The 15,019-nt window shown below is 47.5% G+C and carries 13 protein-coding genes; 8 read left to right on the forward strand and 5 right to left on the reverse strand.

Going from position 1 to position 15,019, the window contains the following annotated elements:
- Positions 1 to 4: 4 nt before the first annotated feature.
- Together H6570_21065 and H6570_21070 are read left to right on the forward strand one after the other, a co-directional pair.
- Complete coding sequence (locus H6570_21065; protein MCB9321784.1) at positions 5 to 1,645, forward strand: carboxylesterase family protein; 1,641 nt, start codon at positions 5 to 7, stop codon at positions 1,643 to 1,645.
- 103 nt (positions 1,646 to 1,748) lie between these two features.
- Positions 1,749 to 2,204 (forward strand): cupin domain-containing protein, encoded by a 456-nt coding sequence (locus H6570_21070; GenBank protein MCB9321785.1) that lies wholly within the window; start codon positions 1,749 to 1,751, stop codon positions 2,202 to 2,204.
- Between the two features lie 32 nt (positions 2,205 to 2,236).
- Here H6570_21070 and H6570_21075 read toward each other — a convergent pair whose 3' ends face one another.
- Together H6570_21075 and H6570_21080 are read right to left on the reverse strand one after the other, a co-directional pair.
- Positions 2,237 to 2,326, reverse strand: coding sequence for a hypothetical protein (locus H6570_21075; protein ID MCB9321786.1), 90 nt, complete (start codon positions 2,324 to 2,326; stop codon positions 2,237 to 2,239).
- A gap of 225 nt (positions 2,327 to 2,551) precedes the next feature.
- Positions 2,552 to 3,385 (reverse strand): AraC family transcriptional regulator, encoded by an 834-nt coding sequence (locus tag H6570_21080; GenBank protein ID MCB9321787.1) that lies wholly within the window; start codon positions 3,383 to 3,385, stop codon positions 2,552 to 2,554.
- Between the two features lie 305 nt (positions 3,386 to 3,690).
- On the opposite strand from H6570_21080, the gene H6570_21085 reads away from it, so the two are divergent.
- The 4 genes from H6570_21085 to H6570_21100 are packed head-to-tail and all read left to right on the forward strand — an operon-like array spanning position 3,691 to position 7,463.
- The gene (locus tag H6570_21085) at positions 3,691 to 4,749 is read left to right on the forward strand and encodes an aldo/keto reductase (GenBank protein MCB9321788.1); all 1,059 of its coding nucleotides are present in this window, start codon (positions 3,691 to 3,693) and stop codon (positions 4,747 to 4,749) included.
- 6 nt (positions 4,750 to 4,755) lie between these two features.
- Positions 4,756 to 5,862 carry an aldo/keto reductase gene (locus H6570_21090; GenBank protein MCB9321789.1) on the forward strand — a complete coding sequence of 369 codons (1,107 nt, stop codon included), beginning with the start codon at positions 4,756 to 4,758 and terminating at the stop codon, positions 5,860 to 5,862.
- A gap of 8 nt (positions 5,863 to 5,870) precedes the next feature.
- Positions 5,871 to 6,920 (forward strand): hypothetical protein, encoded by a 1,050-nt coding sequence (locus tag H6570_21095; GenBank protein ID MCB9321790.1) that lies wholly within the window; start codon positions 5,871 to 5,873, stop codon positions 6,918 to 6,920.
- A gap of 27 nt (positions 6,921 to 6,947) precedes the next feature.
- Complete coding sequence (locus tag H6570_21100; GenBank protein MCB9321791.1) at positions 6,948 to 7,463, forward strand: nuclear transport factor 2 family protein; 516 nt, start codon at positions 6,948 to 6,950, stop codon at positions 7,461 to 7,463.
- 340 nt (positions 7,464 to 7,803) lie between these two features.
- Here the strand turns inward: H6570_21100 and H6570_21105 are convergent, their stop codons facing one another.
- Both H6570_21105 and H6570_21110 read right to left on the reverse strand, forming a co-directional pair.
- Complete coding sequence (locus H6570_21105; protein ID MCB9321792.1) at positions 7,804 to 8,631, reverse strand: DUF4249 family protein; 828 nt, start codon at positions 8,629 to 8,631, stop codon at positions 7,804 to 7,806.
- 40 nt (positions 8,632 to 8,671) lie between these two features.
- The gene (locus tag H6570_21110; protein ID MCB9321793.1) at positions 8,672 to 11,392 is read right to left on the reverse strand and encodes a TonB-dependent receptor; all 2,721 of its coding nucleotides are present in this window, start codon (positions 11,390 to 11,392) and stop codon (positions 8,672 to 8,674) included.
- Positions 11,393 to 11,599: 207 nt separating this feature from the next.
- Here H6570_21110 and H6570_21115 point away from each other — a divergent pair, with 207 nt between their 5' ends.
- Complete coding sequence (locus H6570_21115; GenBank protein MCB9321794.1) at positions 11,600 to 12,343, forward strand: hypothetical protein; 744 nt, start codon at positions 11,600 to 11,602, stop codon at positions 12,341 to 12,343.
- 43 nt (positions 12,344 to 12,386) lie between these two features.
- Here H6570_21115 and H6570_21120 read toward each other — a convergent pair whose 3' ends face one another.
- Positions 12,387 to 13,385: a Gfo/Idh/MocA family oxidoreductase gene (locus tag H6570_21120; GenBank protein ID MCB9321795.1), complete on the reverse strand. Its 999-nt coding sequence runs from the start codon at positions 13,383 to 13,385 to the stop codon at positions 12,387 to 12,389.
- Between the two features lie 189 nt (positions 13,386 to 13,574).
- On the opposite strand from H6570_21120, the gene H6570_21125 reads away from it, so the two are divergent.
- Complete coding sequence (locus H6570_21125) at positions 13,575 to 15,002, forward strand: ankyrin repeat domain-containing protein (GenBank protein MCB9321796.1); 1,428 nt, start codon at positions 13,575 to 13,577, stop codon at positions 15,000 to 15,002.
- Positions 15,003 to 15,019 lie beyond the last annotated feature (17 nt).

The raw sequence follows: 15,019 nt of genomic DNA on the forward strand, positions 1-15,019 counted from the left end.
GCATATGAAAAGACTCATGATTGGCCTCGCCCTAATCGCTGTTTGGAGCTTGCAGGCCCAACAAAAGGATATCAATACCACACCGGTGGTCCATATTGCTTCCGGGGACCTGCGGGGAGTATCAGACGGGCAAGTTGAAAGCTTTAAAGGGATCCCCTTTGCGGCACCGCCGGTAGGCGAATTTCGCTGGCGTCCGCCGCAACCGGTAGCTGCCTGGGAGGGCGTGCGTGATGCCAGTGCGTTTGGACCCAACTGCGCACAGTCCGGCTGGGGATCGGCTCCGGGTACCATCCAGGAAGGCTCTTCGGAAGATTGCCTTTATCTTAATGTATGGACACCTGCCGGGTACAAAGCAGATGCCAGGATGCCTGTCATGGTTTGGATCCATGGCGGAGGTTTTACCGGAGGCTCCGGTTCAAGTCCCCAACTTGACGGAAGTCATTTTGCCCAACAGGGTGTACTACTGGTCACCATCAACTACCGGCTTGGACGCCTCGGGCATTTTGCATTTCTGGCATTGAGTGCTGAGCATCCTGAGGAGTTTAAGGGCAGTTATGCTTACATGGATCAGATTGCTGCCCTGCAATGGGTACGCGATAACATTGCTGCCTTTGGTGGTGACCCGGGTAATGTGACTATTTTTGGCTTTTCCGCCGGTGGCGTATCGGTCCATTCCATGATGACCATTCCGGCGGCCCGGGGATTGTTTCAAAAAGCCATTGCGGAGTCGAGCGGAGGCCGGAATGGCGTACTGACCGGCAGACCCATCAATCAAGAAAATGCTGATCCGCTTTATCCTGTTTCTGCCGAAGCGATCGGAATAAACTTTGCCAGGAAGCACGGAATCGAAGGCACCGATGCAGCCGCACTCGCCAAACTTCGTGCGCTGCCTGTGGAAGAAATTGTGGACGGTGGCCAGGAAACCGATGGGCAAGGTGGTCCAAGAACCTATTCCGGGCCTATTCTCGATGGAAAACTGGTGGTGGAAACGGCGGAAAGTGCCTACCAGGCTGGCCACCAGGCTAAGATTCCGCTGATTATCGGAAATTGCAGTGCCGAGGTTGGTGGTGCGTTTGTTAGTATAGCCACCACGAAGGAAGAGTTATTCTCCAAGTTCGGTGATTTGGAAAAGGAGGCACAAGCAGCCTACGATCCAGACGGCAACAAGGAATTTGAAGAAGTGCAGACTTTCTTTAATACCGACTGGGTGTGGGGTGAACCGGCACGGATGACAGCCCGGTATTTTGTCGAACGAGGAGAACCTACCTATGTATACCAGTTTGGATACATCCCGGCTGCTTTTAAACAGTGGGCACGTTATGGTGCCGGACACGGCAGTGAAGTAGGCTTTGTATTCAATAATCTGGGGGTTGGGGGATTTGGGCCTCCGCCACCGCCTCCTACCGAAGAGGAAAAAGAGGTTGCCAAAGTCATGCATGCCTATTGGGTTAACTTTGCCAAAACCGGTAACCCGAATGGAACCGGATTGCCGGAATGGCCCCTATATTCCAGCGAAACAAATGAGATTCTGGATGTACAGCCCGATGGAAAAGCGGTCGCCAAGCCGGACCCCAGAAAAGCGCGGCTGGACGTGATTGAAAAGGCCTTTAAGATGCGGGCCCAACTGCAATCTCGGGGCATTTAGATTTCTCCGCTACGGCTCATTCTTCGCCTTCGGTCGAAATGACAATAGGACTTTGTTCAGAGGAAACGCAATTATTAATAATCAAAAATCGAAAATGATATACATGAAAAAGATCACATTAATAATCCTGTTCGGGGTCCTTGCACTGATGGATCATTCAGTAGCCCAGGGAAGTTTTTACCCCAAAGGTGAGAAAGCAGCCAATGTGCACCACACCGGAGATGTATGGTTAACCCATGTCAGCAACGCGGATGCTACCTTCGATTACAACATTGCTTATGCTTTTTTTGCACCGGGCGCCAAACTGGACTGGCACATGCATCCCAAGGGACAGCAGCTGATCATTACGGAAGGCGAAGGATATTACCAGGAACGGGGTAAACCAATCCAATTGGTTAAAAAAGGAGAAGTTGTCAAATGTCAACCCGGGGTGGAACACTGGCATGCGGCCACTCCGGACAGTGAATTTGCCTATCTCGCGATGACTGGGAATGTACCTACCGTTTGGCTGGAAAAATTAACCGAAGAAGATTACCGTAGTTATAAGGGAAAGGAATAATACGACTCTATGTGGAGAAAATACATTCACTTCTAAGTAAACCTTGCACGATACTCAGTAGGAGAAAGACTCAAGGCTTTTTTCACATATCGACTGAAAAATGATTGGCTAGAAAAATTCATCGTATCAGCAATTTCGGTAAAGGTTAAGTTCTAAAAAGGTGATGTGATCAAATGTCAACCGGGGGTGGAACACTAAAATACGGCCACTCTGGATAGCTAATTTGCTTATCCTGCCATGACCGGGAATGTACCCACCGGTTGGTTGGAAAAACTGACCATCGAAGCCAACCACAGTTACAAGGGAAAGGAATGATACGACTCTATGTGGAGAAAATACATTCACTTCTAAGTAAACCTTGCACGATACTCAGTAGGAGAAAGACCCAAGACTTTTTTCACATATCGACTGAAAAATGATTGGCTAGAAAAATTCATCGTATCAGCAATTTCGGTAAAGGTTAAGTTCTCGTTGCGAAGTAAAAGGATAAGGTTGGTCGTGGTAAAATTCTGAATCCATTCCGACGCATTTTTTCCACTGGTTTTCTTGCAAATTTCTGAGAGGTATTTTGGAGTGATGAATAGCTGATTTGCATAGAATTCTACTTCCCGGTGCTCCAAACAATGCAATTGTACTAATTGCATGAATCGCTGGAATAGTGACCCTTTCTCATTACTTTTAATTAGACGTTCCATTTTGTCGGCAAAAACATTCCACATTTCCATGACGAATATTTGTAGTTGCAAATTGATAATTTCAGTGCGGAACAGATGATCAGTATCCTCATATCTTCCTTTTAGAAGAAGAAAATCATGTTTACATTTTTGAGCAACACTTTCTTCCAAACTTACAACAGGATTTTCTTTTGAAAACAAATAACCTCTGATTCCCCAGCCAATATCAGGGTTATTTTTGCTCATTAAGTCAAAAGATACCAAGAGGAAGGTAGCCCTGAAATCGGGCGTAAACATCAAATCACGGACTTCTGCATTTGGTAGAAAAAGGACTATATCATTCTTCCTGATAGACCATTTCCTTTCGCTCATGCTAAACTGACCACCACCATCCTGGCATAGGATGTGCGTGAAATAAGTCTGCATAAAGTCAGGAGGAATGACATCACTTCCCAGACTTTCGACTACCAATATTTCCTTTTCGTATACTTTCTTTTCCAGTAGCATTGAATCCGGCATTTGTGTCTATTGTATTATGCAAAAACAGCGATAAAGTTCTTTAGGGTCCACGTGAAGGCAAAAATACAGAAATATGTGCAAGTAACACCGAAAAATATGTCGTATTGCTTTGTGCCGTTCATCTTACCTTTGTTTTGTACAAAATGATTCAGGTGATGTCGACAAACAAGCATATTAATCGCAGAGATTTCATCCTCCAATCCAGCTTAGCAGGGCTAGGATTAACAATTAATAATCCATTATCAGGGATGAGTAGCGCTATGCCAAACTCGCTGTTTTCTAGTGCTCTAGAAATACGAACCAGAAAACTAGGTGAATTAGAGGTTACTGAGCTAGGGTTTGGTTGTATGAATATCGCCTGGGCTTACGGAAATCTTCCAAGAAGAGAAGATTCGATTCAACTTATCCGGATAGCTTACGAAGCAGGTATTCGCTTTTTTGATACCGCCGAGATTTATGGGCCGCATAAAAGCGAAGAAATAACCGGTGAGGCTTTAAAACCCTACCGAAACGAAGTGGTCATTGCTTCCAAAATTGGATTCGACATTGACTTCAATACTGGTGAAATGAAAGGTGGCTTGAATAGTCGGCCGGAACACGTTAAACAGGCAGTTGATTACATGCTCAAACGATTACATACCGATTACATTGATTTACTATACCAGCACCGCGTTGACCCACAAGTTCCTATTGAAGATGTTGCAGGCGCTATGGCAGATTTGATTAATGCAGGTAAAATACGCCACTACGGATTATCAGAAGCAGGAGCAGCCACCATTCGCCGGGCACACAAAGAACATCCAGTAACAGCCATTCAAAACGAATACTCTTTCTGGACAAGAGACCCGGAAGGGGAAGTCATTCCGGTATGTGAAGAATTGGGTATCGGCTTTGTTCCGTGGAGCCCCTTGGGTATGGGTTATCTTACCGGCAAGGTTACACCCGACTATCCCTTTGCCGAAGGCGACATTCGCAAAAACTTAAACTTTCCACGCTTCACAAAAGAAGCATTGGCAAAAAACAAAGGGCTTGTTGACCTGTTGCAAAAAATAGGCAACCGTTACAATGCTACTTCCGGTCAGATAGCACTTGCGTGGCTGCTGGCAAAGAAGCCTTTTATTGTTCCCATTCCCGGCACAAGGCTCATTCCGCACATGCAGGAAAACTTAGGTGCTGCAAAGGTGAAACTTTCTGCCGCTGATATAGCCGAACTGGAAGCAGGGTTTGCATCCATCGGCGTATTTGGAGACAGGGCACCTGAAAATTTAAAAGTATCACATGATATAGGAACAAGCCTTGGAACATCGTCTAAAGGAACAAATGGCAAAACACCATTACCAAAAAATAAATAGTCAACCATGAGCAAAGAAATAAACCGGAGAAAATTTTTGCAGAATACAGTCATTGCAACCACGGGGATAGCTCTGGGTGCCTCGATATTGTCTTCCTGTGCCACAAGTAAAGGAACTATGCCAGCCGCTTCTGAAAGTAAGAAGAAACGCAAAATAGGCAGTCTGGAAGTGTCGCCTATTGGCTTGGGCTGCATGAGCATGGCAGGCGTGTACAACCCACCCCAACCCAAGGAAGAAATGATTAAAGTTATTCGCACCGCAGTTGACAACGGCGTTGATTTTTTTGACACTGCCGAAGTGTATGGACCGTTTTACAGCGAAGAGATTGTAGGCGAAGCCCTGAAGCCTTACCGCAATAAAGTGAAGATTGCTTCCAAGTTTGGTTTTGATTTCAACGGCAATCAAACTACTGGTAAAAACAGCCAACCGGCGCACATTCGTTCAGCCGTGGAAGGCATGTTGAAACGCCTTCAAACCGACCACATTGATTTGCTCTACCTGCACCGCATGGACCCGAATGTGCCCATCGAAGACATTGCAGGAACCGTAAAAGACCTTATTCAACAAGGCAAGGTGCGGAACTTTGGCGTATCGGAAGTATCGCCTGCCACTATTCGCAAAGCCCACGCAGTGCAGCCCGTTACCGCATTGCAATCAGAATACTCCATGCTGGAAAGAGTAATGGAACACGAAATGCTGCCGCTTTGCGAAGAATTAGGCATTGCTTTCGTACCCTGGGGACCGTTGTGCCGTGGGATGCTTACTGAACGGTTTGATAAAAATTATAAACCTGAACAAGGTTTTCGCCGGGCAGGTGTTCCTTACTTCACACCGGAAGCATTAGAAGCCAACCTGAAAGTAACAGAGTTGGCAAAGACGTGGGGTGAAAAAAAGAACGCAACATCGGCACAGATTTCATTAGCATGGTTATTGGCGCAAAAGCCGTTCATTGTTCCCATTCCAGGCACTACCAATCCGGCTCACTTGATGGAAAACATCGGCGGAAGAAACGTTGAGTTTACCAATGCCGAACTAACCCAATTGCGACAAGAATTGGAAGCCATCCCGGTTATCGGCTTCCGTTCGCCACAATCTGTTCACACAAACTTGTAATGGCTGTCATGCAAAAAATCTCATTGCTAATAAGCTTCATTTTTATCTGCACTTTTTCTTTTGCCCAAAAATGGAGTGACATTAAAACGGATGCAGAGCCGTTGGTGCTGAAATCTGTGGGCAGCTTTTATGTGGGTGGAGAAACCGAACTGCAAACCCGTTCAGAGATGGGTAATTTCTTTCCGGAAGGGCATATTACCGTCAACCAGATGTATGTGAATTTTATGGTGCCGCAAAAACAGGTGGACAGCACGTCATTTGTTTTTATCCACGGCATCACACTAAGCGGAAAAACCTACGAAACAACTCCCGACGGTCGCATGGGCTGGAACGAATATTTTGCCCGAAAAGGACACGCCACCTTTGTAGTTGACCAGGTAGGCATTGGGCGTTCCGGCTTCAATGCCAAAGCCTACAATCGTGCAAGAAACAAAGAGATTGAACCATCTGAACTACCGCTCCTTTTCCGTATTTCCGATGAAAATACATTGTTGAATTTCCGTTTTGCCGACAGTTTGAAGAAGGCTTTAGTAGCCTCAAAATTTCCTGCAGAAGCCTACACCGAATTTTCAAAACAAAGCATTCCGTTCACGGCAGCAACAGTCACCAGTCCTGACGTCAATTTCAGGAACCTGTCTCTTTTGGCAAAAGACTTGAAACACACAGTGCTGGTCAGCCATTCGCAATCGGGTGCATTTCCGGTACAAACTGCCTTGCTTAATCCCGAAGGGATAGATGCCCTTGTTTTGATTGAGCCGGGCGGCACCGGCGCCAACTATACCGATGCACAGGTAGCGAAACTAAAGAACATACCCGTGCTTCTGGTATTTGGCGACAATATAGAAGCGGAAACAGGCGTTCCGGGTCATAGCTGGAAAGAAGCCTACGACGGATGGAACAGCCTTATAGAGCGGCTAAAGAAAAGGGGTGGTAAAGCAGAGACTTTTTTCCTGCCACAAATGGGCATCAAGGGCAACAGTCACATGCTGATGATGGATACGAACAATCAGCAGATAGCCGATTTAATTCTGGCCTGGTTCGCAACAAACAAAAATTAATTCATTGCAGAATAAACACCCATCAACATGAAAGGATATCTAACTTCTTTATTAATTCTTTTAGCTCCAATTCTATCAATAGCACAAGACATGAATAAGACTATAGAACAACGATTAACCGCCATTGAGGACAAGAGGGCGATCAAATATGTAGCCGATGAATTCTCCAACCTTGCCGATACCAAAGATATAGACCAGCAGGTGTTGCTGTTTACCGAAGATGGCGAAGTGGAAAGCATATCCAACGGGCAAAGCAGTGTGTTGAAGGGGCGGGAACAGTTAAAGCAGGCGTTCTCAGGTTTCCTCTCCAACTTCCATACGGTGTACCACCAAAACGGTCAGCAAACCATTGTTGATTTAACTGAAAATACGGCAACAGCCACCTCTTATTGTCGGGTGATCCTTATTGGTGAGCAAGATGGGAAGCAAATGAAGACTACGTTGTACACCATCTACAAGGATGAGTTTGTAAAGGAAGGAAACAAATGGCTTATCAAGCACCGGCTATCCAATTTCGTTCATCGGGAGGTAGAATCGCTCTGAAGAAACACACTGCCACCCAACTGAATTAACTCATTCATTTGGTTCACAAAGTTGATGTTGTTATATATAAGGAAAGGAGTAATTAGTAATTATTCCCAATCTTGGTAAAATGACTGAAAAAATGGACGAAGTAATTATTCATTCGACGATTACGTGTCCCGAATGTGGTTTTCAGAAAGAAGAATCCATGCCTACCGATGCGTGTCAGTTTTTTTATGAATGTGAAAATTGCCACACAATTTTGAAACCGCAACCAGGAGATTGCTGCGTTTTCTGTTCATATGGTACCGTGAAATGCCCTCCGGTGCAAATGGGGAATAATGATTCTTGCTGTGGCTAATTATTTCTTCACCACATTCAAATATACCGTATCGCTGCTGATGCCGGTCCAGATGCCTAAGCCGTTTTCTACATTGGTGGGTGGCTGTGTGATGTTTTGGGTTGAGGTACTCGATAATTCATAGAGAGCGGCATATTCCGGGTTGACCCGGAAGATCACCACCCGATGCAATCCGAACTGAGTGAGATCCCGGAAGGCATTGATGGCATAAAAATCAGTGATCTGGGGGCGGCTGATCATGCGAAACCGGCCTGGTCCGCCATTGCCGTTTTCGAACTCGGCAAACCGCTCGTTGATGTATTCGGGGTCTTCAGCAGTATTTTCAATCACCACATAATAATAGTCACCCTCCGTGTTATCCCAGGTGATTTCGACCGGGTCAACCTCAATGCTACCGGGATTCGGGAAGGATCCGGCGGCAATTTGCTGCACCGCAATCTCATCCTGGGATATAACAGCTGTTTTCATTTCCGGTACATAGGTCTGAGCCCGGATCGTTTCACCATTCCATTCAAATTCAATGGCGTAAGTTTTTTTTGCCTCAATGATGTAGGTGGTATCCTGGTAATAGCCCGATCCTACCGGCGTCAGCATCGTTTCATGATCACCCGAAGAAACCCGGACCTGCAAGTCATCCAGAGTAATCAGATTGGTATCTGCCCGGGCATAGGAGTAACTCAAAGTGATCCGTACAGAATCCAGGGGTGCTCCGGCGTTCAAATAGCCTTCGATCACTGGTGTTTCAGTGTCCAGTGTGGTGATGTCGTCACGGGAGCACTGCACGAAAAGGGCAGGAAGTATGAGGAAGAAGATCCATTTGGTTTGCATAGGTGAAAATTGTTAGGTCATCAAACAAATACGGCATCAATCAGTGCAGGGTCCAGTTCAAAAATAAACTCGGCGTGAATCCCAGCAAGCTGACATTCGTTTCATACAGGCTGCCCTCAATCACTTCATACTCCTTGTACCAGACATTTTTATGATTGTATACATTGAAGAGCGTCAGGCCGGCATTGGCTTTGGACTGGCCAATGCGAAAATCCATGGTGGCAGAAATGTCCAGCCGGTGGTAATCTGGATAACGGAACGCATTTTTACCGCTGACTTCAAAAAAATCTCCGGTACTACCATTCAGGAGCCGGACTTCATAAAAACCAACAGGAGCCGTGTAAGGCTTGCCGGTAGCATAAATAAAGGTGCCTCCCAGCGTCAGACGGCCGATCCGGTACGTGCTGACGATTTTAAATTCGTGGGTCTGGTCCTGATTGGCCGGATAAGGATCATCACCAAATTGATCAAACTGGTACTTGACCGATCCGAGCGTGTATCCGATCCACCCGTTCCAGGCGCCATATTTCTTCTGGACCAGCCATTCGATCCCTTTGGCAATACCATCACCGGTATAGAAAAACTCTTCGTAATTGAGGCTGCGGTCGGGCCCGAAACCGGAAGGCACAAACCGCGTTGAATATTCGGATAATCCGGTCATCGGTTTGTAGTAAGCCTCCATGTCAAAGAGCCAGTTGGTGTTCTCATAGCTCGCCCCAAGGATGTAATGATAGGCCTGGCTGATTGGCACCTTTGTTTCGTCCGCAAGAAGCCAGAAGTCGCGGCTGCCCTGCTGGATGTCCTCCCGTATGATGCGTGTGGCAAACTGGTGGTAGTTGCCAAATGCAGCCTTCAGCTTCAACTGGTCATTGACCAGATAGGTTAAAGAAACTCTGGGTTCCAGGTACCATTTTTGAGTGACCGTATAATAATTCCCGCGTAATCCGGCTTTAACAATGGCCCTTTCACCCAGAGTCAACCGGTCCTGTGCATAAACAGCGTAGGTCCAGCCCTTATTCAAGCGATCCAATATGGTGGAAGTATCGTTTTGAGTATACTGATACCGTATATCATTATAGGAACCCTCCGCACCAAACTCCATCCAGTTCCATTTGTCGATTTGCCACTCATTCTCCAGCTTGAAATGATAATCCTTCAGGTCGTTGTATTCATAATTTCCATTGATATTGGTGAATGTGGAATCATCGCGCGTTACAGTTGTGCTGGAAGAGCGGTCCCGCTCACTGTAATAATTGGAGTAGGACATCTGGTATTTGGAGTAAAAGGCTTCATTCCATTTCCTGGACCATTTAAAACTGGTGCCCCAGTTTCCCCAGTTGGTCAGGTCGGTGTTTTGCTGATTAAAGGCCAGATTGCCGCTCCCGCCAAAGGGTCTTCCGAATGAATTTTGGTCGGAATTGCGGGAGTTGTCCAGGTCATCCTGGCCATTGTAAAAACTTAATGAAAGGACATCTTTGGTCCCTGGCTTATAGGTCAGCTTGGCATTCAGGTCATAGAAATAGGTATTTGGCTGGACCGTTTGCTGGCCAAAACCAAACCCGCCCGGGCCACCTTGCCGGTCCTGTGGCAGATCGGACTGACTTGACCCGGTGTAGGCATTGAATAGATTCCGGTAAAATTTACTCTGAAAGGACCGTCTCCCGGCTATCAGAAAAGTACCCTTCCCTTTCGCGAAAGGAGACTCAACAAATGCATTGGCTGCCAGAAGGCTGACACCGGCGCCAGCATTAAACTGTTCGGAATTGCCGTCCTTGCCGGTTAATTCCACAACGCTGGAGATACGTCCGCCAAATTTTGCATCAAATCCGCCCTTATACAATTGCACATCCTTGATGGCATTGCTGTTGAAAGCACTGAAAAACCCAAACAAATGATCCACATGGTAGACGGTAAATCCATCAAACAGGATCAGGTTTTGATCGGGGGTGCCCCCACGCACATAGAGTCCGGACGAGCTCTCATTGCTTCCGCTGACCCCGGGTAAAAGCTGCAGAGACCGGAAGATGTCCTGTTCTCCATAGCTGGGTAATTTGGCCATCATGGATGGTGCCATACTGATCCTGCTAATCCCGGAAGAAGCATTGGCCGCCTGTTTTTCTTCTGCGGCGGTGACCACGACTTCATCGAGCCGGACACCGGCATTTTCCAGTCCAATCACCAGGTTCGTGACATCCAGATCCGGATCCAGCCGAAAATGTTTGGTGGCGAATCCCAGGTAGCTGACGTCCAGCAGCATGGTATCATTCGGGACACCCAATAAGGTGAAATAGCCGTCGACATTGGTGGTTGTTCCGAATGAAGTGCCGTGAATCATGACCGTGGCAAAGGGCAGAGACTCACCGGTAAGGGCATCCTTGATAATACCCGATGCTGTCAGGTCGCTCCTTTTGGGTTCTTTGCCGGAAGAAAGGATGACTTCCTCTTTGTCACTGGTGTTAAAAAGGTAGACCGTATCCGGGTCTTCCAGCCGGTATCCGATACCGGTGCCATCGAACAATACATTCAGCACTTTTTCAATGGGCCAGTTACCGGTCACTACATCATCAATTCGCTTGCCATCGATCAGCTCCTTGTCGTAGACAAAGTTGAGTTTGTAGTTGATCTCCAGGTCGAGCAGGATCAGATAAACCGGCTTGTCCTGATAGTCAATTTTGATCTTTTTCTGGGCCAGATCCTGCCCGAATATTGGATGGATAAGCAGAATAGTAAAAGAAAGGAAAATGAGGCGAATTCTAATCATATCCTTGTATTGAGGTTAACCGTCAACCGGTATAATACCTGAGTGTAGGATTTGTACTCAATCAAAGTCCTCTAAAATGGAACTGCGGGATAAGTTTTTCTCAACACAGTCTTTTTCGGGACCAGGCAGTCTATTCCTTCCTTTCTGGTTTGAACCAGGCGACTGTTTGTTGGTTTACCTTCTGTTCATTAAAGCAAAACCCGGTTTATGCGTTTGTTTCCATTCCTCTTTGTTGTCATTTCGATCTTCTTCTCCGCTTGTCAGCAGCCCGCGGAAGACCCGTCTACAGTGGTCATCGATGAGGCCATAGCCGCTCAGGGGGGTGATCAAATTGAACATTCAACCATTGATTTCGACTTCCGCAACCGGCATTACCGTTCGATCCGCGATGGCGGTAATTATCAGTACGAACGAATCTTTACCATCGATACGATCGGGCAGGTCAGGGATGTGCTCACCAATGCAGGGCTCATCCGCTATATTGATGATGCCGTCATGCCCTTGTCACATAAGGATAGCGCTGCCTATTCCAACTCGGTCAATTCGGTCATCTATTTTGCGCTGTTGCCTTATTACCTCAGGGATCCGGCGGTGAAAACGGCTTACCTGGACTCCGTAAGTATCCACGGGCAACCCTATGATAAAATCAAAGTGACGTTCGGACAGGATAAAGGAGGAAAGGATTTTGAAGATGAATTCGTGTATTGGTTTCACCGGAAATCCCACACCATGGATTACTTTGCCTACAACTACCAAACCGATGGCGGCGGAGCCCGGTTTCGCCAAGCATTCAATCAAAGGACCATCGCCGGCATTCGTTTTTCCGATTACTACAACTTCGAACCACTCAATGGCACACTGAATATTGAAAATTTCGACCGGCTATTCGAACAGGACAGCATGAAACTGCTTTCGGAGATCAACACAGAAAATATTGAGGTCGACAATTGATTTTTTATCAACACCCCATACCCCATACCTCGCACCCCATACCCTACACCTCACCCCCATACACCAATTTTTCCATAACCCAATTCGTCCGGGCTCCGCTTTCACCCATACTGGGGCAGGTTCCTGCGCCCTGCAGTGCAGCGACAATGGATTGAATCAACGGCTGTTGGATATGCGGCGGATATGCAAATGTGAATACTTCATCGGGATGCCCATCCCTGCGCAGAGTGACGGTAGGATCACCGAAATAGGCAAAGGAAATGTCGCCCTCATCACCTACGATGCGGGTACGCTCCATACGTGAGGTGACGCCGGTCGTGAAACACCACATGCCCTGGCCGATGACGCCATTGGCAAAGCGGAAGTGACCGGTCACCAGATCTTCCGCCGGGTAGATGCCGGCCTGATTGACTGCCAGACCTCGGGCTTCTTCAACCGGTCCGAAAACATAATCCAGAAAATCCAGTTGGTGGGAAGCCAAATCATAAAAATGACCTCCACCGGAGATTCCGGGCGTCAACCGCCAATTTGTTTCGTCCATCGGATTACCCTGCCAGTCCTGATGCAAGGGTTTGAACAACTTAATGTCCACAAAACGTACCTGACCGATCGCCTGGTCCTCCAGCAGTTCTCTGATCTTTAGAAAATTAGGAAGTGCGCGGCGGTAGTAAGCCACAAACAGGGGTACCTGGTGTTCTTTACAAACCCGGATCATATCGAGGCATTCAGCATGTGTCCGGGCCATGGGTTTTTCCACATAGACAGGCTTCCCCGCCTCGGCAGCCATGCGGGTATAATGAGCGTGCGTGTCCGGAGGTGTGGCAATATAAATCGCATTGATGTCCGGATCATCAATCAGTGCCTGACCGTCATCGTACCACTTCGGTACGCCATGCCTTTTAGCGAAGTCCATGGCTTTGTCCCCGTTTCTGCGCATAACTGCTATCAGCTCGGAGCCCGCCACTTTTTGGAATGCAGGCCCGCTTTTCCGTTCACAAACATCACCCACCCCAATGATGCCCCAACGTATCGTGTTTTCCATTTCTGATGGTATTTGAAATTCCATGTTTCCTGAATATACGTGAGATTCTGAACCTGATCTGAATCCGGATGAAATGCGTTAAATTTTTCTGTTGAAGCATTCACTAAGGAAAAACTAAGCCATTTATAAGTCCCGATGCGATATCATGTCTGCTGGCCTTGCTTACTATTGAATGCAAAAGCGTAATTCATGAAATCAAGAAGAAAATTTCTCAAAGTCGGGACAACGGCACTGCTGTTATCGGGATCATCTTCAATTTCCTCGCTCATCCATCTGCTCAATAACGATGAGCAACAATTTTTCAAGGCTTGTGCAGATGGCGAGCTGGACTTGGTTAAAAGATTAGTAGCTAAAAATTCTGTGCTGCTTCATGCAAAAGACGAGAAAGACAGGTCCGGCTATGCATTGGCCTTGCTTGGTTATCACCCCGAGTTGGCAGAATTTCTGAAAGCCTCAGGATATCAGGCAGACCTCCATGAAGCCGCATTAGGGTTGGACTGGGAGCGGTTCTCCGAATTAACAGGGAATGAGACTGCTGACACACAAGCCATGGTAAATGCCGACCACCCTGTCGGAGGATCTGCTATGTGGGCAGCCGCTGCCGGGGGCGCCGGTTCGGACATCTGGCGCGTTTATGCGCCCAGCGGAGATCCCAATGGTAACCCCAGAGGCATCACGGGCTCCTTCCCGCTTCAGCAGGCACTGCACCATCCCAACCTGGAGGTGGCCGAATTGACGGCAGCCAGTTTGCTCAGCAATTATGCGGACTCTGATCCTCCCAGCAATGTGGATCTGCCACCTTTGCACCTGGCCGCCCGGCGGGGAAGTCTGGAGTTGGTTGAAATGCTGGTAAGGCTTGGTGCCAATCCCGATCGCAAAGATGAGAACGGGAAAAAACCGATCGACCATGCTCGTGAAAAAGGGAATACCGGCATCGTTAAGCTATTGGAAGTTCATACCACCATTGCCCGTACCTGGAGGACCTCCCAAACAGCCATCACTGCCGATGGGTCTCCTTATATTGTCCCGGAGGATCTGGGATCTATCCCTCAGTATTTGCGCTCTCATTTAGTGGGTAATGCGCATGGCAACCTGGATTTTGTAAAGAATGCTGTTACCAACGACCCCCGCATGGCACACAGCGTAGCTACCACCGGTGAACATGCCGTGGAAGCCTGTGCTCATACCGGCAGGAAAGAACTGGTCGATTTTCTGCTTAGTCAGGGTGCGCCCTATTCTCTCCCAACGGCGGTCATGATGAATGATTTTACGACGGTACGGCGATTGCTGGATGAAGATCCCCGGCGCATTCAGGAGCGGGGTGCACACGACTTTGCATTACTCTGGTATCCGGTGATCGGAAACTGTGATGTTTCCATGATGCAATTGTTGCTTGATCGGGGAGCAAAAGTAGAACAACAGCATTTCCTGGGAACTACAGCCTTGCATTGGGCTTGCCTTCGCGGACAATTGAATGTAGTGGAGCTATTGGTTGAAAATGGTGCTGATGTAAACCGGGTTGGGCGCAAATTCAAAGCCAGTGGAGAATCGCCGCTGCAAATGACCAAGGATGATAAAATTTCAGACTTCCTAAGAAGTAAAGGTGCCCGGTCGTAGCCTTTCTGTTTATCTTA

The organism is Lewinellaceae bacterium (genome assembly GCA_020636135.1).
Classification (GTDB): Bacteria; Bacteroidota; Bacteroidia; order Chitinophagales; family Saprospiraceae; genus JAGQXC01.

Excerpts from the sequence above, each read along its gene's own strand:
- H6570_21080 (MCB9321787.1), bottom strand. The coding sequence starts at position 3,385 with ATGCTACTGGAAAAGAAAGTATACGAAAAGGAAATATTGGTAGTCGAA.
- H6570_21105 (MCB9321792.1), bottom strand. The coding sequence starts at position 8,631 with ATGCAAACCAAATGGATCTTCTTCCTCATACTTCCTGCCCTTTTCGTG.
- H6570_21075 (MCB9321786.1), bottom strand. The coding sequence starts at position 2,326 with ATGAATTTTTCTAGCCAATCATTTTTCAGTCGATATGTGAAAAAAGCC.
- H6570_21070 (MCB9321785.1), top strand. The coding sequence starts at position 1,749 with ATGAAAAAGATCACATTAATAATCCTGTTCGGGGTCCTTGCACTGATG.
- H6570_21125 (MCB9321796.1), top strand. The coding sequence starts at position 13,575 with ATGAAATCAAGAAGAAAATTTCTCAAAGTCGGGACAACGGCACTGCTG.
- H6570_21110 (MCB9321793.1), bottom strand. The coding sequence starts at position 11,392 with ATGATTAGAATTCGCCTCATTTTCCTTTCTTTTACTATTCTGCTTATC.
- H6570_21095 (MCB9321790.1), top strand. The coding sequence starts at position 5,871 with ATGCAAAAAATCTCATTGCTAATAAGCTTCATTTTTATCTGCACTTTT.
- H6570_21120 (MCB9321795.1), bottom strand. The coding sequence starts at position 13,385 with ATGGAAAACACGATACGTTGGGGCATCATTGGGGTGGGTGATGTTTGT.
- H6570_21100 (MCB9321791.1), top strand. The coding sequence starts at position 6,948 with ATGAAAGGATATCTAACTTCTTTATTAATTCTTTTAGCTCCAATTCTA.
- H6570_21065 (MCB9321784.1), top strand. The coding sequence starts at position 5 with ATGAAAAGACTCATGATTGGCCTCGCCCTAATCGCTGTTTGGAGCTTG.
- H6570_21090 (MCB9321789.1), top strand. The coding sequence starts at position 4,756 with ATGAGCAAAGAAATAAACCGGAGAAAATTTTTGCAGAATACAGTCATT.
- H6570_21115 (MCB9321794.1), top strand. The coding sequence starts at position 11,600 with ATGCGTTTGTTTCCATTCCTCTTTGTTGTCATTTCGATCTTCTTCTCC.